Genomic DNA, 22,392 nt, shown 5'->3' with positions numbered 1-22,392 from the left:
TCACGGGCCTCTTCGCCGGCAGCAGGCACCCACGGGGCAATACGCAGCATCGGCAACTGTAGGAGCTGGCTTGCCAGCGAAGGCGATCTCACGGTCCTCTTCGCCGGCAAGCCGGCTCCTACGAGGCAATACGCAGCACCGGGCAAACGTAGGCGCTGGCTTGCCAGCGAAGGCGGTCTTAAGGGCCCCTTCGCCCGCAAGCCGGCTCCTACGAGGCAATACGCAGCATCGGGCAAACGTAGGCGCTGGCTTGCCAGCGAAGGCGGTCTCACGGTCCTCTTCGCCGGCAAGCCGGCTCCTACGGGGCAACACGCAGCACCGGCAACTGTAGGAGCTGGCTTGTCAGCGAAGGCGGTCTCACGGGCCTCTTCGCCGGCAGCAGACACCCACGGGGCAATACGCAGCATCGGGCAAACGTAGGCGCTGGCTTGCCAGCGAAGGCGATCTCACCGGCCCCACCGCCCGCCAGTCAAGGAAGCAACAGTCAACAAGACAGGGAGTCACCGATGGCATTTCTCGAACCCGCCCCACTTCAGGGCGTAGCGCCGTACACCGCGCCCCAGGAACCCCGCGAGGCCTGGCTGGCCCTGGCCGCCGGGATCGATCCGGAGGTCGCCCAGTACTTTCTGGTCAGTGCCCGTTGCGGCTGCTTCATGCAGGCGGCACGCAGCCTGAACATCAAGGCCACCCTGTTGCGCAAGCAACTGGCGCTGCTGGAGGAACACCTGCGGCGCTCGCTGTTCTGCTATCAGGGCAATGTCCTGAGCCTGAGCCGCGAAGGCCTGCAACTGCAGGGCCAGCTGCTGGCCCTGGCGCACCAGCGCCGGCTGCCGGTGGTGGAACAGCCGCTGATTCGCCTGGCCGTGGCAGAAACCATCCTCCACGATATCCTCGGCCGCGACCTGATCGCCTTGTTGCGGCGCAACGCCAGCGCGCGCCTGGAGATCATCTCCATCGACAGCGACCTGTCCCTGCAGGCCCTGAGCGCCGACCTGGTGCTGTGGCTGGCGGCCGAAGACTCGCCGCTGCCGGGCCCCAGCTTCGCCACTCGCGAACCCGTGCCCCTGGCGCGCATCGACTACCTGCCGCACATCGCCAAGCGCTACTCACGGGTGGCGGCGCGTCCCGACAGCCTCGACGACCTCAGCGACTACATGCTGGTGCAATGGCAGCACGACCGTCAGGTGGAGCCGTTCCGGCCCTGGAACAGCCTGGTGGAACAGCGCCTGGCCGGCGTGGTGCAGGTGCACTCCTATGAACTGATGCTGGAAATGATCCGCTGCAGCGCCTGCATCGGCCTGCTGCCGCAGTACATGAGCCACTTCGACCGCGGCCTGACCGCCTTGCCGGGCCTGTTCAAGGACAGCATGCAGCGCCGCGCCTGGCTGGCGGTGAATGCCCGGGTGGAGCATGAGGAACAGGTGCAGCAACTGGTGGAGCTGATCCTCAATACCTTCAGCGAGCGTGAGGATTGGTTTGTTTGAGGTGAGCCGCCTCGTGGGAGTGGCCAGGCCCGAACGCCTGGTGCTGTCCGGACCGGGCACTCAGGCTCATGCCTTGGTTTCAGGGATCATGAGATCCTCCCAGTCGTCTTGTATTTCGGCGGTGCTGGTCTTCCTGTCGGGGAAGTGGGCGATGTTCCACTGGGTGTCGGTACTGAATTCGTCGCCGAGCAGGTCTTTGGCGATAGCGTTGGCTTTGATGGCCTCCTGCCGGTTTACCGGCACGTCACCCTCTAGGTCCTCGCCCTCTGGGTTGATCCATACGCCTGGCGCCGGGTTAACCCCAGGGTCCCCGGCGTAGGCGTCTTGCAGGCGCTTGCGCTCTGCCACGATCTCGGCTGCTTCAGCCCGGGGAATGCCACGGGCCACAAGCAGTGCTTGTTCCATGGCGTCGATTTGCCGTTGTTTGAGCTCAAATGCATCGTTGTCATCTTTGTAGGACATCGGGTGGTTCCTTGTACATTGCTTGTTCAGTGGATGGGGTCCTGCGAGGCGGTTTGTGACTGACCTCGGAGGCCCGACATGTTAATCGGTGGCCGCGCCCCGGTTTGTGCAATTCAACGAGGGGATGACGGGAAAATGTTGTAGCGCCACGACGAACCTCTCAGGATGGGCGCAGAACAACGGAGGGTGGGCGCGGTTTGATTAACAGGGTTCCCAAGTTTCATGAAGTCATCGAGCTGTTTTACGAGCGTGCAGTGTTCAAAAGGTCGAAGGAGCCCTTGCCACGGCAGGGCCAGAGCCTGGAGCAGCGCCAGAAGCGCGAGGCGGCAATGCTTGACGTAGTGACACGGCGAATGACGGGCGGGGCCGATGATCCGCTGCTGACCCCAGTGTTGGGCAATGTGCGGGAGATTCACAAGCACCTGGGGTTTGTGGCCCTGTTTCCCGACAAGGACGTAGGTGCGGCGCACTTGTATTTCTGGCTGATCGTGTGGCCACAGCTTGAGCAGATGTTTGAGGACGCGCTGGAGAACGAGCAGGCTTCGATCCCATTGCGCTATCTGGCACGTTGCCATGAGTGCTATGGGGACCGGCTGTTCGGCGACCCGGTGGCGACCCGGGAGGCCATTCTGGCGAGCCTGGAAGCGTCCCTGCTACAGGTCACGCAGGGCTTGAAGATTCCCCAGCAAAGGGCGCAGGTGGCTGTCTTGCAGTTCCTGCGATGCTTGGGGCGCCTGATTCGTCATGATTCGTTTCCTGCTAGAACTTCGGTCGACGCGCTCTTGAAGGCGTTGGAGTTGGCATTGGGTCGACCGCTGAAGAAAGCCCAGGCCGTCATCCAGCAACTGGAGCAGTTGCTCGAAGGTGCCAAGGTGCTGCATGCCGCTGGTCGCTGGTCGTTGCCGGAGCCCAGGCCGGTGCTGCCGGATGAGTTGCACGAAGTACACCGCAACCTTTATCGGCAGGCCAGGCGTGATGCCAGGGTTGGCGGACGCTCGCCGAGCTTGCAGTTCGGCACCCTGGTGAGCCTTTTCAAAGCCCGGATCAGGCATGTGGAACCCGGTGACTTTCTGTCGCAACACGCCAGGCAAGTAGGGCGCTCAAAGGCGACTCGCAGCCTGATCGAGCACAATGCCGGGCAGTTCCATGCCTATGTCTTGCTGGAGCAGATCAAGAGTGACCTTGATGTCGGGCGCCGGCTGCAACGGGTCGAAAACAGTGTTCAGGTGTTGGTTAGGAGATACGGGGCAGACCGGGAGCACTGGCTGGCACTGTTCCAGGACATGCCGTTGTCGCTGTTCCTGCTCAACGCAATCTTTTCTTCTTCCTTGACCCTGATTCAGCGGCTTTTGGGTGAGGAGGCGCTCGCAAAGGCCGCGTTGGCCCTCAGGCCCCTGGTCGAGGCTGCACAAACCGAAGGGCCGCAGCGTGAGCAACTGCTTGCAGTGGCGGCTCAACAGCAGATCAAGGCGCTCAAGATGCTGTTGGATACCTATCACGCCCAGCATCACCTGGGGTGGCTGGCGATGGAGCTCCTTGCCTTCGTCTATGCCTTCAAATACAAGTACGACCCAGGGTTCCAGCCCCATGCCACGGACAAGCTGGAGGCGATTCTCGATGACTGTGTCGATCAACGGGACATCCGTCACCGGATTGCCTATGAAACCCAATTCGGCCGTTGTACGCGCACCCTGAGCCCGATGGGCACGGATGTGGCGCTCATCATGATCCACCAATACAACCGCTACATCCTCGCTCACTGTGAACACCCGCTTGAGTACCTGTGCAATCCGTTGCAACGCCTGAGCGAGCTTCTGCAAGCTGCCTTGAGCGCCGCCAGTGCCGAGGGGGAGATCGAGGCGGCGATCCTCAAGCGCTGCATTAATGCAGCGTTCGGAACGGGCAAGGATAAGTCGGTCATGCGCATTGGCGGCCTGCGTCCTTACGAGTGCCTGCGTGATGTGCGCTTCTATCTGTCGGCATTGCACCTGGCCCCGCTAGAAACCTTGAACCCGGGGTTGTTTCGCTACCTGGCATTGCCAGATGCCTTGCAACGCTTGGTTTTGCAATGGCTGTCACCTGTACGCTATGCCAAGGATCTGCTGCGCCAGCAAAGTCAGTCGCCCGAGCTGTAGGGAAATGGTTTCTGAGGCCTGTGCCGCTCTGCGCTTGAGTGCCTCGCCAGAGTCGCACTCATGCCCTTACACTCTTTGGCCATTTCCCCTTCAAGGAAGACCGGCCATGCCTGACGCCAATCCCACTATCGTTATCGAGCGTTGCACCGAAGCCCATATCGAGGGTCTGACGGCGCTGTACAGCGAACCCAGCGTGGCGGCCCAGACCCTGCAACTGCCTTATCAGTCCCGCGAGTTGTGGCGTAAGCGCGTCGGGCTGGGGCAGGAAAATGAAGGGCTGGTGGCCCTGGTGGCCCTGCACCAGGGCGCGGTGATCGGCAGTTGCAGCCTGAACCAGGTGGCGCGGGTGCGCCGCTCCCATTGCGCGGACGTGGCCATGGGGGTGTCCCCGGCCTGGCAGCGTCAGGGCGTCGGCAGCCGTCTGCTGGCGGCGGTGCTGGAGGTGGCGGATAACTGGATGAACCTGCGCCGGGTCGAACTCACGGTGTATGCCGATAACCAGCCGGCCATTGCGCTGTACCAGAAATTCGGCTTCGAAACCGAAGGCCGGCTGCGGGACTACGCCGTCCGTGGCGGGCAATTCGTTGACGTGCTGAGCATGGCGCGGCTGCGTGGTTGAGGCCGGGCTTGTGTAGCCGCTGCCGCAGGCTGCGATCGGCTCCGCAGGAGACGCAGGGATCTTGAGGCCGCCCAAGATTGACAGGCGATCGCCAAGCAAGGCCCTGCGGGCCTTTTCGCAGCCTCGCCAGGGCTCGGCAGCGGCTACAGGTCAGTGCCGAGCCAGGCTTTTGTAGCCGCTGCCGCAGGCTGCGCCCTGCGGGCCTTGAGGTTCACTCCAGCAAAGCAAAATCCACCGCCGCCCGGGCATGCAGTTCGGTGGTGTCGAGCAGGGGCAGGGGGCTGTGCTCGGGTTTGAGCAGCAGGCCGATTTCCGTGCAGCCGAGGATGATCGCCTGGGCGCCGCGGGCCCTGAGTGATTCGATCACTTGCTGGTACACCCGGCGCGACGCGTCGCTGATGATCCCCACGCACAACTCTTCATAGATGATCCGGTGCACCGCCTGGCTCTCCTGCGCATCGGGCACCAGCACATTCAGTCCTTGTTGGCTCAGGCGGCTCTTGAGGAACTCCTGCTCCATGGTGAAGGCGGTGCCCAGCAGCCCGACGTTCAGGGTGCCGGCCGTCAGCGCGGCCCGGGCCGTGGGGTCGGCGATATGCAGGAAGGGCACCGCAGTGGCCGCCTGAATCTGCTCGGCCACCTTGTGCATGGTGTTGGTACAGAGCACCAGGCACTCGGCGCCGCCGTCCTGCAAGCGCTGGGCGGCGTCTATCAGGATCCGCGCCGCGTCATCCCAGCGTCCGGCATGTTGGGCCTGTTCGACAGGCCCGAAGTCGACGCTGTACATTAGCAACCGCGCGGAACGCAGCGGCCCCAATTGATCGCGAACCTGCTGATTGATCAGGCGGTAGTATTCGGCGCTGGACTCCCAGCTCATGCCGCCAATCAGGCCGATGGTGCGCATGGGCAACTCCTCTGTGGTGTGGGTGAGTGAGCCGCAGTCTGGTCGCGCTAACGCTTGCGATCTATCAGGAAATTTCACATGCCCGAGGTGCTCGAACATCGCCTGCTGGACGGTCGCTTGCTGCTGCAACTGCTGCCGGCCGCGGCCTACAGCGCCCGTGATCCGGTGCAGTGGCAGACTCTGGGGGTGACCCTGGAGCGCCAGCGCGGGGTGCATGCCATCGATTCCGACCGGCGCGAGGATTTCGACACCTGGCCCGGCACCCTGGCCTTGACGCCCAAGGGCGTGGAAGTGTTCTCCGAATCTGCCTGTGGCGGTGAATACCTGCTGGCGCGCTGGCAGGAGCAGACGCCGCTGATCCCCGGCGAGCGCCGCTTGCAGCGTTCGGGGCATGCCGAGGCCCTGGCCCTGGGGCGTGAAGCCCGGCGCCTGCTGTTGGCGCCTGTCATCGATGAGTTGGCCCTGGAGCACTGTGCCCTGGCCTTTGTCGGTCTGTCCCAGTCCCGCCACATTGCCACGGCGCCGTTACCACGGCTGGGGCAGGTGCTGGAGCAGATGGCCGACCAATACGCCCAGCCCTTGTCCCTGGCGCAATTGGCACTCACTTACGGTCACAACGAACTGCGACTGCTGCGGGACTTTCGCCGCGCCGTCGGCATGACGCCCCATGCCTGGATCACCGAGGTGCGGCTGCAGGCAGCCCGGCGCTTGCTAGAGCGCACGGACCTGCCGCTGGCGGCCATTGCCCACGACAGCGGCTTTGCCCACCAATCGCACCTGGGCAGCGCCTTGCGCAAAAGCCTCGGCCTGACCCCGCGCCAGTACCGGCTGCGTTTTCACTCGTGTCTCCCTGCACCTGTCCGGTATCCCAGCCGCGGGCAGTAAACGGCCCGCAGCAATATGGCGGGGCAAGGCCGGTGCCATGCCCGCCGACGCCAGCGGCTGGAGGAATGGGCCGGCCCTGGGGTAAACACCCCAACGCCCGGCACCGGCATCTGCCATGATCAAGACCGGCGACCTGCAGTTCCCAAGGGTCGATGCCAGGGACACACCGCAATGGACGATATCCAGCAATTGGGCGAGATGCTCCGGCACTATGCCGCCAGCGAAGCCCACAAGAAGCAGCTGTTCGACAGCCAGTCATTGGTCTGGGCCCGGCGTATTCATGAGCTGTTCGGGCAGATTGAAGAGTGGCTGGCACCGGTGCTGCAGCCGGACCTGCTGGAGCTGCATCGCGAGCCTTATGTGGCCTTCAGCGCGGCATTGCCGGTGCAAAGCTCCACCTTCAACAGCGAGAAACTGACCATCAGCATTGCGGGCAAGCCGGTGGAGTTTGTCCCGGATGTGATGGGGGCCAATGGACAGATATCCCTGGCGGTGATCGGCCTGACGGCGGCGCGCCTGGGCAGTGTTTCCCTGGTGGGCGAGGCCTCCGGCAGTTGGCAATGGCGCAAGACCAATGGCCTCAAGGACCCTGACACCTTCGTTTTCGACGGCAACTTCCTGGCCGCCCAATTGCAGAGCCTGATCCCCCGCGAGCGCGCCTGATGTAGGCGCCGGCTCGCCGGCGAAAGCGATCGCCGGCAAGCCGGCTCCTACGGGGCAACACGCAGCGCCGGCAACTGTAGGAGCTGGCTTGCCAGCGAAAGCGGCCGCCGGCCGTGTGCACGTCTTGCGGGCCTCTTCGCCGGCAAGCCGGCTCCTACGGAGTGCGTTACATGTCCAGATTGATCCAGCCCGGCTTGGGCTCTTCCGGCGCCACGGCGTTGATCTTCTTGCCTGTGGCCAACTCCACCCGGCGCGCGACGTCGGGGTCGTCGGCGAAGGGGATCAGGCTGGCGTCGTCCAGGCTCTTGGCGCTCTGGTGGCGCAGGCAGTACTCGATGCAGAGGTAGAGAAACGCCACCCCCAGCAGGTTGAACAGAATATCCATCGGCCCAAGGCTCCCTGAAAAAAAACGCCGGCCACTGGGGCCGGCGGGCAAGGTTCGGCTCAGGCGATCTGCGCGTCGCTCAGGGCCAGCTTTTCATCGGAGACGCGCACGGTGCGCCAGGTGTTGTAGGCCATCAGCAACATGCCGCTTAGGAAGAACACGCCACCGGCGAAACGCACCACGAACCCCGGATGGCTGGCCACCAGGGCCTCGACGAAGGAGTAGGTGAGGGTGCCGTCTTCGTTCACCGCGCGCCACATCAGGCCCTGGGTGATGCCGTTGACCCACATCGAGGCGATGTACAGCACGGTGCCGATGGTGGCGAGCCAGAAGTGCAGGTTGATCAGCGGCACGCTGTACATCTGCTCGCGGCCGAAGACCTTGGGCACCATGTGGTAGATCGCACCGAAGGTGATCATGGCCACCCAGCCCAGGGCCCCGGCGTGCACGTGGCCGATGGTCCAGTCGGTGTAGTGGGACAGGGCGTTGACGGTCTTGATCGCCATCATCGGGCCTTCGAAGGTCGACATGCCGTAGAACGCCAGGGACAGCACCAGAAAGCGCAGGATCGGGTCGGTGCGCAACTTATGCCAGGCGCCCGAGAGGGTCATCATGCCGTTGATCATGCCGCCCCAGCTCGGGGCCAGGAGGATCAGCGACATGGCCATGCCCAGGGACTGGGCCCAGTCCGGCAGCGCGGTGTAGTGCAGGTGGTGCGGGCCGGCCCAGATGTACAGGGTGATCAGCGCCCAGAAGTGCACGATGGACAGGCGATAGGAGTACACCGGGCGTCCGACTTGCTTGGGCACGAAGTAGTACATCATCCCGAGAAAGCCGGTGGTCAGGAAGAAGCCCACGGCGTTGTGGCCGTACCACCACTGCACCATGGCGTCGGTGGCCCCGGAATACACCGGGTAGGACTTGAACCAGTCCACCGGGATCGACAGGTGGTTGACCACGTGGAGCATGGCGATCACCAGGATGAAGGCACCGAAGAACCAGTTGCCGACATAGATGTGCTGGCTCTTGCGCCGCACCACGGTGGTGAAGAAGACGATCGCGTAGGCCACCCACACCACCGCCATCCACACCGCGCCGGCGAATTCGATCTCGGCGTATTCCTTGGTGGTGGTGTAGCCCAGGGGCAGGGTGATCAGCATGATCACGATCACCGACTGCCAGCCCCAGAAGGTGAAGGCGGCCAGGGTGTCGGAGTACAGCCGTACCTGGCAGGTGCGCTGTACCGCGTAGTAGCTGGCGGCGAACTGGGCGCTGCCGGCGAAACCGAAGATCACCAGGCTGGTGTGCAGCGGCCGCAGGCGGCCGAAGGTACTCCAGGGCAGATCGAGGTTCATCTCCGGCCATACCAGTTGCGAGGCGATCCACACCCCCATGGCCATGCCGATCACGCCCCATACCACGGTTGCGACGACGAATTGGCGAACCACCTTGTAGTTGTAGGCCTGTCCGATTGTTGCTGAGTTCATGGTCAATGCTTCCACGGTTGCAAAGTCTTGCCAGGCCACCCGGTCTGGCACGGGGTGCACTGTAGGAATCAGCGAGGAAACAAAACAGGCTCAGAAAAACTGCATTAATACGGATCAGATTTATCTCGTGTCCACGGTGCCGCCGTCACGGCTGATATGGTTTTTTAGTTTTTACCTGAATCTGTAACGTTCTGCGCCGCACGCGCATAGTCGCCCCCTCACAGCACGCGCCGTTAGAGCACGACCAGTTTCGATGAGGTAGGGATATGTATCAGTACGACGAATATGACCGGGCCCTGGTCTTTGAGCGGGTGGCACAGTTTCGTGATCAGGTCGAGCGCTTCATGGGCGGCCAGCTCAGTGAAGAGGAGTTCCTGCCTCTGCGCCTGCAGAACGGTCTCTATATGCAGAAGCATGCGTTCATGCTGCGGGTGGCGATTCCCTACGGCACCCTGAGCGCCCGGCAGATGCGCACCCTGGCCAGCATCGCCCGGGACTTCGACCGCGGCTACGGCCACTTCACCACCCGGCAGAACCTGCAGTTCAACTGGATCGAGCTGGCCCAGGTGCCGGACATCCTGCAGCGTCTGGCCGAGGTGGAGATGCACGCCATCCAGACCTCCGGCAACTGCGTGCGCAACATCACCACCGAGGCTTTCGCCGGGGTCGCCGCCGATGAATACCTCGACCCGCGCCCGCTGGCGGAGATCCTTCGGCAGTGGTCCACCATCAACCCGGAATTCCTGTTCCTGCCGCGCAAGTTCAAGATCGCCATCTGCTCGGCCAAGCAGGACCGGGCGGCGATCATGATGCACGACATCGGTCTGTACCTGTACCGCGACCGCAGTGGCCAGATGCTGCTGCGGGTGATCGTCGGTGGCGGCCTGGGGCGCACCCCGATCCTGGGCCTGCAGATCCGCGACGGCTTGCCCTGGCAGCACCTGCTGTCCTATGTCGAGGCGGTGCTGCGGGTCTACAACCGCCACGGCCGGCGCGACAACAAGTACAAGGCGCGGATCAAGATCCTGGTCAAGGCCCTGGGCATCGAGGCCTTCGCCAAGGAAGTGGAAGAGGAGTGGCAGCACCTCAAGGACGGTCCGGCGCAGCTCACCGACGAGGAGTACCAGCGGGTGGCCAGCGCCTTTGTGCCGCCGATCTACGAGCACCTGGCGGACACCGACCTGGACTACGGCAGTCACCTGGCCGAGTCCCCGGCCTTCGCCCGCTGGGTGGCGCGCAATGTGCACCCGCACAAGGTGCCGGGCTACACCTGCGTGGTGCTGTCGACCAAGCCGGGCCCGGCGTCGCCGCCCGGGGATGTCACCGCCCAGCAGATGGAGGCGGTGGCCGATTGGTCCGAGGACTACGGTTTCGGTGAGATCCGCATTGCCCACGAACAGAACATCGTCCTGCCGGATGTGCCCAAGTCGCGGCTGTACGAGCTCTGGCAGCGGGCCTGCGAGCACGGCCTGGGCACCGCCAACGTCGGCCTGCTGACCGATATCATCGCCTGCCCGGGCGGCGACTTCTGCGCCCTGGCCAACGCCCGGTCGCTGCCGATTACCCTGGCCATCCAGCAGCGTTTCGACGACCTGGACTACCTCCACGACCTGGGGGACATCAGCCTCAACATCTCCGGCTGCATGAACGCCTGCGGTCACCACCACATCGGCAACATCGGCATCCTCGGGGTCGACAAGAACGGCAGCGAGTGGTTCCAGGTCACCCTGGGCGGGGCCAAGGGCACGGACAGCGCCCTGGGCAAGGTGATCGGCCCGTCCTTCAGCGCCGAGGAAATTCCCGAGGTGATCGAGCGCATCATCGCCACCTTCGTGCGCTACCGCGAAAGCGACGAGCCCTTCGTCGATACCCTGCAGCGCATCGGCCTGGAGCCGTTCAAGGAGCGGGTCTATCCCAAGGCTGCGGAGGCACTGGCATGAACAACCTGCTGCGTCTGCATGAAGGTGAAGCCCAGTTGGTGGAGGACGATGCCTGGAGCCTGGTGCGCGAAGTCGACGCGGCGCTGCCCGAGGGGCCGCTGATCCTGCCCCTGGCGCTGTGGCTGATCCGCCGCATCGAACATCACCCGGCCCGGGACGGGGTGTGGATCGGTCCGGACGACGAGGTGGAAAGCCTCAAGCCCTGGCTCAAGCTGATTCCGCTGATCGCCGTGGACTTCCCCAGCTTTCGTGATGGCCGGGGTTACAGCCAGGCTTACCTGCTGCGCACCCGCCTGGGCTGGATGGGCGAATTGCGTGCCGTCGGTGACGTGCTGCGCGACCAGCTCAGCCACATGCGCCAATGCGGCTTCGACAGCTTTGCCGTGCGCGAAGACAAATGCGCCCAGGACGCCCTCAAGGGCCTGGCGGGCATGAGCGTGCTCTACGGTCGCTCGGTGATCGAACCGCGCCCATTGTTCCGCCGCCGCTGACCTCCCTGATGTAGGAGCCGACTTGCCGGTGAAAGGACCGGCGAGTCATGCGCCTGGCTGATGGCCTCGAAGGCGCGAGGGTGCTCCAGGTCGCCCGGGGAGTGGGCGATAAAAAACACTCCTGGGCTGATCGGCCTTGGCTATACCTGTAACTCCCCCTCGCCAGTTCCTGGCTGCTTCACCTACAGGAGTGCCCCATGAAGCTTGCACTGATGATTGGTACGGCGTGCCTGGCCTCCCTGGCTCTGGCCGGCTGCTCCAGCAACCTGACTCAGCCCGACGAGTATTCCGGGTTTCTCCAGGATTACAGCCGCCTCAAGGAGGCCAAGTCGCCCTCCGGGGTGGAGGTGATGCGCTGGATCGATCCCAAGCTGGATGTCAGCCGGTACCGGGCGATCTATATCGAACCCACCCAGTTCTACCCTCAGCCCCAAGCCACGGCGAAGATTCCCCAGGGCACCCTCAATGCGATCAATCAGTACTACGACCAGGCCCTCAGGCGCGAGGCGGCGCGCAGCCTGCCTCTGGCTCAGGGCCCCGGTCCGGGGGTGGTGGTGGTACGCGCGGCCATCACCGCGGTCAGCAGCAAGACCGAAGGCCTGAAGCCTTATGAAGTGATTCCCGTGGCGCTGGTGGCGGCGGCGGTGAGCACCGCCACCGGGATTCGCGACCAGCAGACCACCCTCGGCACCGAGGCGGTGTTTCTCGATGGCAGCAGCGGCAAGGTGATCGCCCAGGTGGTGCGCAAGGGCACCGGCAAGCCCCTGGCGAATGACAGCCAGGTGATGAAGGCCGATGACGTGAAAAACGTCATCGACGGCTGGGCCGCGGACTTCCATCAGTCGTTCGCCAAGCTCAAGGCGCGCTAGTCGCCGTCCATCCGGCGGCGGTCCAGCGAACCGCCGCCCCTTTTCAGTAATCCACCTGGGCCTGCTTGTTGTAGTAGCTGAGCAGCGAGTCGTAGGCCCGCACCACGGCGTGATAGTCCTCGCTCAGGCGCTCGGGCGCGACCCGCTCCTGCCAGTCCTCGTGCAAAGTGCGCAAGGCCTGCTGGTAGTTCAGGGCCGGCCGGGTGATCTGGCTCCACAGGTAATAGGCTGGTTGGCTGCGGCCGTTCTGCGGTCGGTTGCGCAGGGGTTGCCCGGCATCCCAGGCCTGCTGCAGATCCTGGCTGGCCTTGGCCAGCTGCACCGGGGTCAGGGTTTTCTCGCGCACGCCCTGACTGAGCTGCTCCACCGTGAGCCGCGCCTGGATCATGTAGTCCAGGAGGTGCCAATGGATGTCCCGCCCCAGGCGCTGTTCAAGCAGCCGCTGTTGTTCGCGTCGGGCGCCGATGTCTGCGCTGGCCAGGGCGGCGCGCAGGTCGGCGGAGGCTTGCAGGTAGCGGTCGAACCCGGGCTGGAGTCGGGCCACGGTGGCCGGATCTTCCTCGGCCGGCATGTAGGCGCCGGGCATCGCGCTGGAATGGGCGCGACGGGCCAGGTTGGCCTGGTGCAGCGCATCGATGTAGCGCTCGGCCAGGCCGATCAGCGGCGCATCGGGCTGCAGGAGGCGCAGGCGATAGAGCATGCGCGGCTCGCATTCGCGCGCGGGCAGGGTGTCCATGTTGGTTTTCGCGCTGTCGGCAAAGTCCCGGGCATTGTTCAGCAGGTCGTCGAACGCCATGCGCCAGGCCGATTGAGCGCCGTAGGTGTAGTAGCCCAGGCGCCACGGCATGTCGTACTGGTTGACGCAGTCGATCAGTGGCGCCCGGGCTGCGGCCTCGGCGCTGGCGCGGCTGTCCAGGCCCGCCAGCCAGAGTTCGAAGCGGGCGATTGGCGAGCCGGCTCCCAGGAGGGCAAACAAGCCGAAGATCAGCGCGCAACCGAAGATCAGCAACGGACGTTGGCTCATGGCCGGGCCTCCTTGGGATACCACTGGGCTTCGGTGGCGGGCGCCGCGCACTCGGCGACCTGGGCCGGCATGCGCGCGCACAGGCGTTCGGTCCAGGGCTGCAGGCCCTGATAGCGCCCGGCGGTGTGGCGCTCGTCGAACCATTTGAGGGTGGCGATGGCGGCCACCAGCAGGATCAGCGCCGTGCCCAGCAGCAGGCGGCGTGGCCAGGGGTTGATGCGTTGCCAGGCGCTCAGCGGGTCGATCCGGCGTTGGCGGGCCAGGGCGACCAGCAACTGGACCCCGAGATAGGCCGGGGTGGCCAGCGGGTGGATCACCGCGCCCAGCAGGCCGCCGAGCAGCGCGACGGGCAACAGATCGCGGATCAGTTGCATGGAGTGATAGGGCGCGTGGCGCCACGGCAGGCACCGGCTGAGGCGTTCGTCCCACTGCAGGAGGCGCTGGCTCAGGGGCTGCCAGAGCCGCTGCAGCCCTTCGCCCGCGGCGCAGAAGCACAAGGACCAGACCAGCGTCACCCCGACGATCTCCCAGGGGCTGGCGTCTTGTCCGCTGTACTGGGCCACGGCGCCGGCCAGGCAAGCCAGGACCACGCCCAGCAGCATCGGCCAGCTGTCGATGGCGTGCTCCCAGTCACGCCAGAAGTAGGGATTGCCGGCCGGCATGCCGGCGGCGATGTCCGGGTAGTCGGCGGCCAGACTCGCCGCCAGCTTGTGGCAGGCCTGCCAGTCCTGGCTGCCCAGGTGCCGGGCCCAGGCACGGCGCTGGCTGAAGCCCAGGGGCGCCAGCAACAGGCGTGCGGCGCGGTGTTGCGGGGTCATGGGCGGTTCGCTGGCCAGTTGTTGCTGGCGGGCCAGGAACAGCGGGGCCTGATGGCGTTTGAGCAGGCGCGGCCAGAACACCTCCGGGCAGTTGTTGTCGGCGGCGGATCGCCAACCCTGGCCGGCGCACAGCGCCTGGAAGATCGCCACCGACCAATAGGGACTGTCCGCCAGCAATTGCGCCAGCCAGTGGTTGAACCACTGGCGATGTTGCAGGTGCAGCAGCCAGGGGTGCGCCGAGCGCTGGGCGTAGGCCTGCAGGAACGCCGTTTCATCCCTGGCCTGCAGTGCCGCGGCCAGCGGCGCCTGAACCTGTTGATACAGCTGTTGCTGCAGCTCCAGCACCAGGTATTCCGGCAGGTCCAGGCGCTGCCAGGCGCTCATCCAGCGCAGATGCTCGAAGCCCCAGTGCAGGACCGCCTCGGCCTGGGCCGGGTGTTCGACGCAATGGCGCAGCAGGGCCAGTTCGAACTCATGGGCGCAGTCCTGTTCCTGGGCCTGCCGATAGCGCTGATCGAGCTGCTCGACGTGCAGTTCCTTGAGCAGGACGGCCACCCGCTGCACCGGCGACAGCGCCGACAGCATCGGCTCGCTGGCGGCCGGGCTGTGGTCGGTGTCGCTTTCCAGGGGCTGGTTCTGCTCCCAGTCCTTGTGGGCCAGGGCTTGTTCATAGGCCTCGCGCAAGCGCTGGAAACCTTGCGGATCTTCATCCGGGCGGGTCTGTTTCAGCAGCTTGGCGTAGTGGCGCTTGATGGTGCGGGTATCCGCGGTGACCGGCAGGCCGAGTAGGGTCCAGCAACTCATTGGGCGATAGAACTCCATGCAACCCTTGGCAACATCCAGACATGACTGGAGGAAATGGCGCACCCTACCGGTTTCCCGGGTAAAAGTCCCTCGACTCGAATCCGTCTAATCAGCAGCGGCAGGCGTCTGGCGATTCAGCCGAGGTGGCAGGGGCGCGCGGGTTCTGCTGTGCCGCGCTCAGTTGCGCCGGGCGGGCGCGGGGCAGGTCCGAGCGGATGGCCGTCAGTGGAAAAGGACTGTTAAAGCGATTTGTGACTATTTCCATGCTTAATGCGTGGTTTAGTTAATGTTGTTTCTAGATTATAAAAAAACGAATAAAAACAATTATTTATGATCTTTATGTGATGTTGATTGTAATTATTTTGTTGGCTGAGCAAGGAGCTATCAACTATGCCTGTAGTGGAGCGCACGACTTTTCTGCCGGGCCGCAGCCCGGCCCAGGTGTTGGATTTCTGCCTCGAAGGGGCCAACTTTCCCAAGATCTTTCCCGAGCGCGTGACCCCCTTGGGGGGCATCGACATCAATGACCTGCGCATCAGTGTCGGACGCCAGTTCAGCTTCCTGCACTGGATGTTCGGTGTCATACCGGCGAAATGGACGGTGGTTATACGTGAGGTCAGCGATCGGCATTTTGTCGACGAGATGCTCAAGGGGCCGCTGCGTGCCTTTCGTCACGAACATCGGGTCGAGGCCGCCGAAGGGGGCACCCTGTACACCGACCGCGTGACTTATCGGGCCATCGGTGGCGCACCTTTGGAACGCTTGGTGGTCAACGCCTACATGGCGCGGATTTTCGATGCCCGGCACCGCAACATGTTGCGCTTGCTGGGGTGACGGCGCGGCGATGCCGTGTTTGCCCATTCCTATTCCAAGTTCAAGTTCAAGGAGCATGCCCATGAGCAAGAAGATACTGGTGGTCCTGACCAGCGTGGCCAAATACCCCAACCTGAACCGTGCCACCGGTCTGTGGCTGGGGGAGGCGGTGCATTTTGTGAAGAAGGTGCAAGCAGCCGGGTTCGAGGTGGATTACGTCAGTCCCAAGGGCGGCTACGTGCCGATCGATCCCCACAGCCTGGCCATGGCCGACGACATCGATTGGCAGTGGTACCAGGACAGCGCCTTCATGAGCCGCCTGGGCGCGACCTTACAACCGTCGCAGGTCCAGGCCCGGGACTATGTGGCCATCTATTACGCCGGTGGTCATGGCGTGCTCTGGGATTTCCCCGACAACCCCGAGTTGCAGGCCCTGAGTCGCGATATCTATGAGCAGGGCGGTTACGTCAGTTCGGTCTGCCATGGCGCGGTGGGCCTGCTGAACATCAGGCTCAGCGATGGTTCGCTGTTGATCGCCGGCAAGCAGGTCACCGGGTTCTCCAATGAAGAGGAAAAGCTCGCCGAGCTGGACGCCTATGTGCCGTACCTGACCGAAACCGAACTGCTCAAGCGCGGCGCCCTGTACCAGAAGGCCGCCGAGCCCTGGGCGCCGTTTGCCGTGCAAGACCAGCGGGTGATCAGCGGACAGAACCCGGCCTCCGGTGGCCCCGTGGCGGACCTGCTGCTGGCGCACCTGTAGGAGCCGGCTTGCCGGCGAAGGGGGCCTTGAGTCTTGCGGTGCTCTGGCGGGCGCCTTCGCTGGCAAGCCAGCTCCTACGCAAGCAGGTGGTGCGCGGGTTGTTGTAGGAGCCGGCTTGCCGGCGAAGGGGGCCCTGAGTCTTGCGGTGCCCTGGCGGACGCCTTCGCTGGCAAGCCAGCTCCTGCGCAAGTAGGTGGTGCGCGGGTTGTTGTAGGAGCCGGCTTGCCGGCGAAGGGGGCCTTGAGTCTTGCGGTGCTCTGGCGGACGCCTTCGCTGGCAAGCCAGCTCCTACGCCAGCAGGTGGCGCGCAGGTTGTTGTAGGAGCCGGCTTGCCGGCGAAGGGGACCTTGAGTCTTGCGGTGCTCTGGCGGACGCCTTCGCTGGCAAGCCAGCTCCTACGCCAGCAGGTGGTGCGCGGGTTGTTGTAGGAGCCGGCTTGCCGGCGAAGGGGGCCTTGAGTCTTGTGGTGCTCTGGCGGACGCCTTCGCTGGCAAGCCAGCTCCTACGCCAGCAGGTTGTGCGCGGGTTGTTGTAGGAGCCGGCTTGCCGGCGAAGACGACCCTAAGCCGGATGCCAGCTTCGAAACCGCCTTGGCTGGCAAGCCAGTCCCTGCAATCTGCCAGGTTGTTGGACGATTTATCCGCCTGGCAATAGGTGCTCGCGCCGTTTCATGCTTAACTTCGGCCTCTCAAGAATGCTCATTGCTGTTCCATCATCACTGTTCAATAAGGACTCCGTTCATGGCTCAAGTCACTCTCAAAGGCAATCCGGTGCAGGTTAATGGCCAACTGCCGCAAGTCGGTTCCAAAGCGCCTGCCTTCACCCTGGTGGGCGCCGGCCTGGCCGACGTTTCCCTGAGCAGCCTTGCCGGCAAGCGCAAGGTGCTGAACATCTTCCCAAGCGTCGACACCCCGACCTGCGCCACGTCGGTGCGCAAGTTCAACGCCCAGGCCAACGATCTGGCCAACACCGTGGTGCTGTGCATCTCCGCCGACCTGCCATTCGCCCAGGCGCGCTTCTGCGGTGCCGAAGGCCTGGAAAACGTGCAGAACCTGTCGACCCTGCGCGGCCGCGAGTTCATCGAGAACTACGGCGTGGCCATCGCCGACGGCCCGCTGGCTGGCCTGACCGCCCGCGCCGTGGTGGTGCTGGATGAAAACGACACCGTGCTGCACAGCGAGCTGGTCAAGGAAATCGCCGAAGAGCCGAACTACGACGCGGCCCTGGCAGTGCTCAAGTAAGCGCTTTTACAATTATTCACGGCCTGGCTCTGTCCAGGCCGTTTTTATTTGTGCTTCAGTGGCTTAGCGCCGCACCTTAAAACGTCAGTCAAAGGTAAATTGCCGGTAAAGGCGCTTTGCTAAACCCGCTCTAGTGCTTATCGTTCAGCCTTCCTCAAAGAAGACTCCCACGCGCCCAATGGTTGATCACTCCATGCAATCCTCTGCTCCCCGCAACTCTCGTCGCTGGCTGTTCGGCCTGTTTGTCCTGCTGCTGGTGGCCGGCCTGTGCTGGAAATTCTGGCCCGCCGGCAGCGCCCCCAAAGAGGGTGCACAGGCGAAGGCCGCGGCCGGGCATACCGGACGCAGCGGCAGCCTGCGCCCCGGTTTCGGCGGTGCCAGCGGGCCGATCCCGGTGCGCGTGGCGCCGGTGACCCAGGGTGATTTCGCGGTGTACTTCAAGGCCCTGGGCACGGTGACCGCGTTGAACACCATCAATGTGCGCAGCCGGGTGGCGGGGGAACTGGTCAAGGTCAACTTCGAGGAAGGGCAGATGGTCAAGGCCGGCGACCTGCTGGCGCAGATCGATCCGCGTCCCTACCAGAACGCCTTGCTCCAGGCCGAAGGCACCTTGCTGCAGAACCAGGCCCAGCTGAAGAACGCCCAGGTCGACCTCGAGCGCTACCGCGGCCTGTATGCCCAGGACAGCATCGCCAAGCAGACCCTGGACACCGCCGCGGCGCTGGTGGGCCAGTACCAGGGCACGGTCAAGACCAATCAGGCGGCGGTCAACGACGCCAAGCTCAACCTCGAATTCACCAATATCCGCGCACCGATCGCCGGACGCGTGGGCTTGCGCCAGCTGGACGTGGGCAACCTGGTGTCGGCCAACGACACCACGGCGCTGGTGATCATCACCCAGACCCAGCCGATCAGCGTGGCCTTCACCCTGCCGGAGAACAGCCTGGACACCGTGCTCAAGCGCTACCACAGCGGCGCCAAGCTGCCGGTGGAAGCCTGGGACCGGGGCGATGTGAAGCTGCAGGCCAGCGGCGTGCTGCAAAGCCTGGACAACCAGATCGACACCACCACCGGCACCCTGAAGTTCAAGGCGCGCTTCGATAACCGCGACCAGGGCCTGTTCCCCAACCAGTTCGTCAATGTGCGGCTGCTGGCCGACACCCTGAAGAACGTGGTGCTGGCGCCTTCGGCGGCGATCCAGTTCGGCACCAACGGCACCTTCGTCTACGCCCTGGATGGCGACAACAAGGTGAAGATCCGTCAGTTGCAGGTAGGCGACAGCAACGGCGAGTCGACGGTGATCAAGGACGGCCTCAAGGCCGGCGATCGCGTGGTGATGGAAGGCACCGACCGCCTCAAGGACGGCAGCGAGGTGGAAGTGGTCAACGACAGCTCGACCGTGCCCACCACCCCCACCGAACACCTGCAGGGCAAGCCCGCCGGTGCGCCGGCCGCGGATGGCAAGTCGGCTGATGGCAAGGCGCAAAAGGTCGGCGCATGAATTTCTCGCGACTGTTCATCCTCCGTCCGGTAGCCACCACCCTGAGCATGCTGGCCATTGTCCTGGCCGGCCTGATCGCCTATCGCCTGTTGCCGGTGTCGGCCTTGCCCCAGGTGGACTACCCGACCATCCGGGTCATGACCCTGTACCCCGGGGCCAGCCCGGACGTGATGACCAGCGCGGTCACCGCGCCCCTGGAGCGTCAGTTCGGGCAGATGCCCGGCCTGACCCAGATGGCCTCCACCAGCTCCGGCGGCGCCTCGGTGCTGACCCTGCGCTTCAGCCTAGACATCAATATGGACGTGGCCGAGCAGCAGGTGCAGGCGGCGATCAACGCCGCCACCAACCTGCTGCCCAAGGACCTGCCGGCGCCGCCGGTGTACAACAAGGTCAACCCGGCGGACACCCCGGTGCTGACCCTGGCCATCACCTCCAAGACCATGCTGCTGCCCAAGCTCAATGACCTGGTGGACACGCGCATGGCGCAGAAAATCGCCCAGATCAGCGGCGTCGGCATGGTCAGCATTGCCGGCGGCCAGCGCCAGGCGGTGCGGATCAAGGTCAACCCCGAGGCCCTGGCGGCCAACGGCCTGAACCTGGCGGACGTGCGCACCCTGATCGGTGCATCCAACGTCAACCAGCCCAAGGGCAACTTCGATGGCCCGACCCGGGTCTCGATGCTCGATGCCAACGACCAACTGACTTCGCCCAAGGACTACGCCGAGCTGATCCTGGCCTACAAGAATGGCGCGCCACTGCGCTTGAAGGATGTCGCCGAGATCGTCGACGGCGCCGAGAACGAGCGCCTGGCGGCCTGGGCCAACGAGAACCAGGCGGTGCTGCTCAATATCCAGCGCCAGCCCGGGGCCAACGTGATCGAGGTGGTGGACCGGATCAAGGCGCTGCTGCCGAGCATCACCGACAACCTGCCGGCGGGCCTGGACGTCACGGTGCTCACCGACCGCACCCAAACCATCCGCGCCTCGGTCAAGGATGTGCAGCACGAACTGCTGATCGCCATCGCCCTGGTGGTGATGGTGACCTTCCTCTTTCTGCGCCGGGCCAGCGCCACCATCATTCCCTCGATTGCCGTGCCGCTGTCGCTGATCGGCACCTTCGGGGTGATGTACCTGGCCGGTTTTTCGGTGAACAACCTGACCCTGATGGCCCTGACCATCGCCACCGGGTTCGTGGTGGACGACGCCATCGTCATGCTGGAGAACATCTCGCGCTTCATCGAGGAGGGTGACAGTCCGCTGCAGGCGGCGCTCAAGGGCGCCAAGCAGATCGGCTTCACCCTGATCTCCCTGACCCTGTCGCTGATCGCGGTGCTGATCCCGCTGCTGTTCATGGCCGACGTGGTCGGGCGGCTGTTTCGCGAGTTCGCCATCACCCTGGCGGTGGCGATCCTGATTTCCCTGGTGGTGTCCCTGACCCTGACCCCGATGATGTGCGCGCGGTTGCTCAAGCGTGAGCCCAAGCCTGAAGAGCAGGGGCGCTTCTACCGCGCCAGCGGCGCCTGGATCGACTGGTTGATCGAAAGCTACGGGCGCAAGTTGCAGTGGGTGCTCAAGCACCAGTTCCTGACCCTGATGGTGGCCGTCGGCACCCTGGGCCTGACCGTGCTGCTGTATCTGGTGGTGCCCAAGGGCTTCTTCCCGGTGCAGGACACCGGGGTCATCCAGGGCATTTCCGAGGCGCCGCAGTCGGTGTCCTTCGCCGCCATGAGCCAGCGCCAGCAGGATCTGGCCAGGATCATCCTGCAGGACCCGGCGGTGCAGAGCTTGTCGTCCTACATCGGTGTCGACGGCGACAACGCCACCCTCAACAGCGGCCGTCTGCTGATCAACCTCAAGCCCCACGGCGAGCGTGACCTGAGCGCGGCCCAGGTGATCGCGCGGATCCAGCCCGAGGTGGACAAGCTGCTGGGCATCCGCCTGTTCATGCAACCGGTGCAGGACCTGACCATCGAAGACCGGGTCAGCCGCACCCAGTACCAGTTCAGCCTGTCGTCGCCGGATGCCGAGCTGCTGAGCCTGTGGAGCAATCGCCTGGTGGAAGCCCTGGCCCAGCGTGCGGAACTCACCGACGTGACCAGCGACCTGCAGGACAAGGGCTTGCAGGTGTACCTGGTGATCGACCGCGATGCGGCGTCCCGGGTCGGGGTTTCGGTGTCCAACATCACCGACGCCCTGTATGACGCCTTCGGTCAGCGGCAAATCTCCACCATCTATACCCAGGCCAGTCAGTACCGGGTGGTGCTCCAGTCCCAGGCCGGCGAGCGCATCGGGCCTCAGGCGCTGGAGCAGATCCACGTCAAGACCACCGACGGCGGTCAGGTGCGGTTGTCGAGCCTGGCCCATGTCGAGGAGCGCCAGGCGCAGTTGGCCATCGCCCATATCGGCCAGTTCCCGGCGGTGATGATGTCCTTCAACCTGGCCCCGGGCGTGGCCCTGGGCAAGGCGGTGAACGTCATCGAGCAGGTGCAGCAGGAGATCGGCATGCCGGTGGGGGTGCAGACCCGCTTCCAGGGCGCCGCCGAGGCCTTCCAGGCGTCGCTGTCGAGCACCTTGCTGCTGATCCTGGCGGCGGTGGTGACCATGTACATCGTGCTCGGCGTGCTCTACGAGAGCTACATCCACCCGATCACCATCCTGTCCACCTTGCCCTCGGCGGCGGTGGGCGCCTTGCTGGCGCTGATCCTCAGTGGCAACGACCTGGGCATGATCGCCATCATCGGCATCATTCTGCTGATCGGCATCGTCAAGAAGAACGCGATCATGATGATCGACTTCGCCCTCGACGCCGAACGCCACCAGGGCATGGCCCCGGAACAGGCGATCTACCAGGCGGCGCTGCTGCGCTTCCGGCCGATCCTGATGACCACCCTGGCGGCGCTGTTCGGCGCCGTGCCGCTGATGCTGGCCACCGGCTCCGGCGCCGAGTTGCGCCAGCCCCTGGGCCTGGTGATGGTCGGCGGCCTGCTGGTGAGCCAGATCCTCACCCTGTTCACGACGCCCGTTATCTACTTGTACTTCGACCGCTTGGGCCGCCGGTTTGCCAAGCCCGCCGTAGGAGAAGTGGTGTGAGGGGCGTCAGCGGCAAGC

At 64.5% G+C, this 22,392-nt stretch carries 19 protein-coding genes; 13 read left to right on the top strand and 6 right to left on the bottom strand.

Features of this window, described 5'->3' with window-relative positions; all coding sequences use genetic code 11:
- Positions 1-506 precede the first annotated feature (506 nt).
- Positions 507-1,484: a LysR family transcriptional regulator gene (locus PST29_RS16340; protein ID WP_060843707.1), complete on the top strand. Its 978-nt coding sequence runs from the start codon at positions 507-509 to the stop codon at positions 1,482-1,484.
- Positions 1,485-1,550: 66 nt separating this feature from the next.
- Here PST29_RS16340 and PST29_RS16335 read toward each other — a convergent pair whose 3' ends face one another.
- Entirely contained in the window at positions 1,551-1,946 is a 396-nt protein-coding gene (locus tag PST29_RS16335; protein WP_060843706.1) for a hypothetical protein, read from the bottom strand.
- 431 nt (positions 1,947-2,377) lie between these two features.
- On the opposite strand from PST29_RS16335, the gene PST29_RS16330 reads away from it, so the two are divergent.
- Complete coding sequence (locus PST29_RS16330) at positions 2,378-4,081, top strand: hypothetical protein (RefSeq protein WP_148659641.1); 1,704 nt, start codon at positions 2,378-2,380, stop codon at positions 4,079-4,081.
- A gap of 106 nt (positions 4,082-4,187) precedes the next feature.
- Positions 4,188-4,700 (top strand): GNAT family N-acetyltransferase, encoded by a 513-nt coding sequence (locus PST29_RS16325; RefSeq protein ID WP_060843704.1) that lies wholly within the window; start codon positions 4,188-4,190, stop codon positions 4,698-4,700.
- A 211-nt stretch (positions 4,701-4,911) separates the two neighbouring features.
- On the opposite strand, the gene PST29_RS16320 is transcribed toward PST29_RS16325, so the two are convergent.
- A complete protein-coding gene (locus tag PST29_RS16320) occupies positions 4,912-5,604 on the bottom strand; it encodes an aspartate/glutamate racemase family protein (protein WP_060843703.1) in 693 nt (230 codons plus the stop codon).
- Between the two features lie 78 nt (positions 5,605-5,682).
- Between PST29_RS16320 and PST29_RS16315 the strand changes: the two genes are divergently transcribed.
- Positions 5,683-6,489, top strand: coding sequence for a helix-turn-helix domain-containing protein (locus PST29_RS16315; RefSeq protein WP_060843702.1), 807 nt, complete (start codon positions 5,683-5,685; stop codon positions 6,487-6,489).
- A gap of 171 nt (positions 6,490-6,660) precedes the next feature.
- Entirely contained in the window at positions 6,661-7,152 is a 492-nt protein-coding gene (locus PST29_RS16310; protein WP_060843701.1) for a hypothetical protein, read from the top strand.
- 166 nt (positions 7,153-7,318) lie between these two features.
- Here the strand turns inward: PST29_RS16310 and PST29_RS16305 are convergent, their stop codons facing one another.
- On the bottom strand, positions 7,319-7,537 hold the full coding sequence (locus tag PST29_RS16305; RefSeq protein ID WP_060843700.1) for a hypothetical protein: 219 nt from the start codon (positions 7,535-7,537) through the stop codon (positions 7,319-7,321).
- Positions 7,538-7,596: 59 nt separating this feature from the next.
- Complete coding sequence (ccoN, locus tag PST29_RS16300) at positions 7,597-9,024, bottom strand: cytochrome-c oxidase, cbb3-type subunit I (protein WP_060839467.1); 1,428 nt, start codon at positions 9,022-9,024, stop codon at positions 7,597-7,599.
- 266 nt (positions 9,025-9,290) lie between these two features.
- On the opposite strand from ccoN, the gene PST29_RS16295 reads away from it, so the two are divergent.
- The 3 genes from PST29_RS16295 to PST29_RS16285 all read left to right on the top strand — a co-directional run bounded on the left by PST29_RS16295 (position 9,291) and on the right by PST29_RS16285 (position 12,324).
- Positions 9,291-10,964: a nitrite/sulfite reductase gene (locus PST29_RS16295; RefSeq protein ID WP_060839466.1), complete on the top strand. Its 1,674-nt coding sequence runs from the start codon at positions 9,291-9,293 to the stop codon at positions 10,962-10,964.
- Positions 10,961-11,455: a DUF934 domain-containing protein gene (locus PST29_RS16290; protein ID WP_060843699.1), complete on the top strand. Its 495-nt coding sequence runs from the start codon at positions 10,961-10,963 to the stop codon at positions 11,453-11,455. Before PST29_RS16295 ends, PST29_RS16290 begins: the two co-directional genes overlap by 4 nt.
- Before the next feature lie 197 nt (positions 11,456-11,652).
- Positions 11,653-12,324, top strand: coding sequence for a DUF3313 domain-containing protein (locus tag PST29_RS16285; RefSeq protein WP_060839464.1), 672 nt, complete (start codon positions 11,653-11,655; stop codon positions 12,322-12,324).
- 43 nt (positions 12,325-12,367) lie between these two features.
- Here PST29_RS16285 and PST29_RS16280 read toward each other — a convergent pair whose 3' ends face one another.
- Both PST29_RS16280 and PST29_RS16275 read right to left on the bottom strand, forming a co-directional pair.
- A complete protein-coding gene (locus PST29_RS16280; protein ID WP_060843698.1) occupies positions 12,368-13,348 on the bottom strand; it encodes a DUF3829 domain-containing protein in 981 nt (326 codons plus the stop codon).
- A complete protein-coding gene (locus PST29_RS16275; protein ID WP_060843697.1) occupies positions 13,345-14,970 on the bottom strand; it encodes a J domain-containing protein in 1,626 nt (541 codons plus the stop codon). The genes PST29_RS16280 and PST29_RS16275 overlap by 4 nt, the downstream gene beginning before the upstream one ends.
- 390 nt (positions 14,971-15,360) lie before the next feature.
- On the opposite strand from PST29_RS16275, the gene PST29_RS16270 reads away from it, so the two are divergent.
- The 5 genes from PST29_RS16270 (at position 15,361) to PST29_RS16250 (ending at position 22,374) form a co-directional block, all read left to right on the top strand.
- Positions 15,361-15,804, top strand: coding sequence for an SRPBCC family protein (locus PST29_RS16270; RefSeq protein WP_060839461.1), 444 nt, complete (start codon positions 15,361-15,363; stop codon positions 15,802-15,804).
- 61 nt (positions 15,805-15,865) lie between these two features.
- Positions 15,866-16,543, top strand: a complete 678-nt coding sequence (locus PST29_RS16265) for a type 1 glutamine amidotransferase domain-containing protein (RefSeq protein WP_060843696.1) — start codon at positions 15,866-15,868, stop codon at positions 16,541-16,543.
- Between the two features lie 740 nt (positions 16,544-17,283).
- Positions 17,284-17,784: a thiol peroxidase gene (gene tpx / locus PST29_RS16260; protein WP_060839459.1), complete on the top strand. Its 501-nt coding sequence runs from the start codon at positions 17,284-17,286 to the stop codon at positions 17,782-17,784.
- Positions 17,785-17,962: 178 nt separating this feature from the next.
- Positions 17,963-19,285, top strand: a complete 1,323-nt coding sequence (locus tag PST29_RS16255) for an MdtA/MuxA family multidrug efflux RND transporter periplasmic adaptor subunit (protein ID WP_060843695.1) — start codon at positions 17,963-17,965, stop codon at positions 19,283-19,285.
- Positions 19,282-22,374: an MdtB/MuxB family multidrug efflux RND transporter permease subunit gene (locus tag PST29_RS16250; RefSeq protein WP_060843694.1), complete on the top strand. Its 3,093-nt coding sequence runs from the start codon at positions 19,282-19,284 to the stop codon at positions 22,372-22,374. Before PST29_RS16255 ends, PST29_RS16250 begins: the two co-directional genes overlap by 4 nt.
- Positions 22,375-22,392: the final 18 nt, after the last annotated feature.

Source organism: Pseudomonas sp. St29 (assembly GCF_001547915.1).
Classification (GTDB): domain Bacteria; phylum Pseudomonadota; class Gammaproteobacteria; order Pseudomonadales; family Pseudomonadaceae; genus Aquipseudomonas.
Note: the sequence above shows the minus strand (reverse complement) of the source record. Positions and strands in the feature narration are given on the sequence as shown.

Bases quoted from the DNA above. Each gene is read 5' to 3' on its own strand.
- ccoN (WP_060839467.1), bottom strand. From the start codon at position 9,024: ATGAACTCAGCAACAATCGGACAGGCCTACAACTACAAGGTGGTTCGC.
- PST29_RS16340 (WP_060843707.1), top strand. From the start codon at position 507: ATGGCATTTCTCGAACCCGCCCCACTTCAGGGCGTAGCGCCGTACACC.
- PST29_RS16315 (WP_060843702.1), top strand. From the start codon at position 5,683: ATGCCCGAGGTGCTCGAACATCGCCTGCTGGACGGTCGCTTGCTGCTG.
- PST29_RS16320 (WP_060843703.1), bottom strand. From the start codon at position 5,604: ATGCGCACCATCGGCCTGATTGGCGGCATGAGCTGGGAGTCCAGCGCC.
- PST29_RS16310 (WP_060843701.1), top strand. From the start codon at position 6,661: ATGGACGATATCCAGCAATTGGGCGAGATGCTCCGGCACTATGCCGCC.
- PST29_RS16285 (WP_060839464.1), top strand. From the start codon at position 11,653: ATGAAGCTTGCACTGATGATTGGTACGGCGTGCCTGGCCTCCCTGGCT.
- PST29_RS16325 (WP_060843704.1), top strand. From the start codon at position 4,188: ATGCCTGACGCCAATCCCACTATCGTTATCGAGCGTTGCACCGAAGCC.
- PST29_RS16250 (WP_060843694.1), top strand. From the start codon at position 19,282: ATGAATTTCTCGCGACTGTTCATCCTCCGTCCGGTAGCCACCACCCTG.
- PST29_RS16290 (WP_060843699.1), top strand. From the start codon at position 10,961: ATGAACAACCTGCTGCGTCTGCATGAAGGTGAAGCCCAGTTGGTGGAG.
- PST29_RS16280 (WP_060843698.1), bottom strand. From the start codon at position 13,348: ATGAGCCAACGTCCGTTGCTGATCTTCGGTTGCGCGCTGATCTTCGGC.
- PST29_RS16270 (WP_060839461.1), top strand. From the start codon at position 15,361: ATGCCTGTAGTGGAGCGCACGACTTTTCTGCCGGGCCGCAGCCCGGCC.
- PST29_RS16255 (WP_060843695.1), top strand. From the start codon at position 17,963: ATGGTTGATCACTCCATGCAATCCTCTGCTCCCCGCAACTCTCGTCGC.
- PST29_RS16265 (WP_060843696.1), top strand. From the start codon at position 15,866: ATGAGCAAGAAGATACTGGTGGTCCTGACCAGCGTGGCCAAATACCCC.
- tpx (WP_060839459.1), top strand. From the start codon at position 17,284: ATGGCTCAAGTCACTCTCAAAGGCAATCCGGTGCAGGTTAATGGCCAA.
- PST29_RS16305 (WP_060843700.1), bottom strand. From the start codon at position 7,537: ATGGATATTCTGTTCAACCTGCTGGGGGTGGCGTTTCTCTACCTCTGC.
- PST29_RS16335 (WP_060843706.1), bottom strand. From the start codon at position 1,946: ATGTCCTACAAAGATGACAACGATGCATTTGAGCTCAAACAACGGCAA.
- PST29_RS16275 (WP_060843697.1), bottom strand. From the start codon at position 14,970: ATGAGTTGCTGGACCCTACTCGGCCTGCCGGTCACCGCGGATACCCGC.
- PST29_RS16295 (WP_060839466.1), top strand. From the start codon at position 9,291: ATGTATCAGTACGACGAATATGACCGGGCCCTGGTCTTTGAGCGGGTG.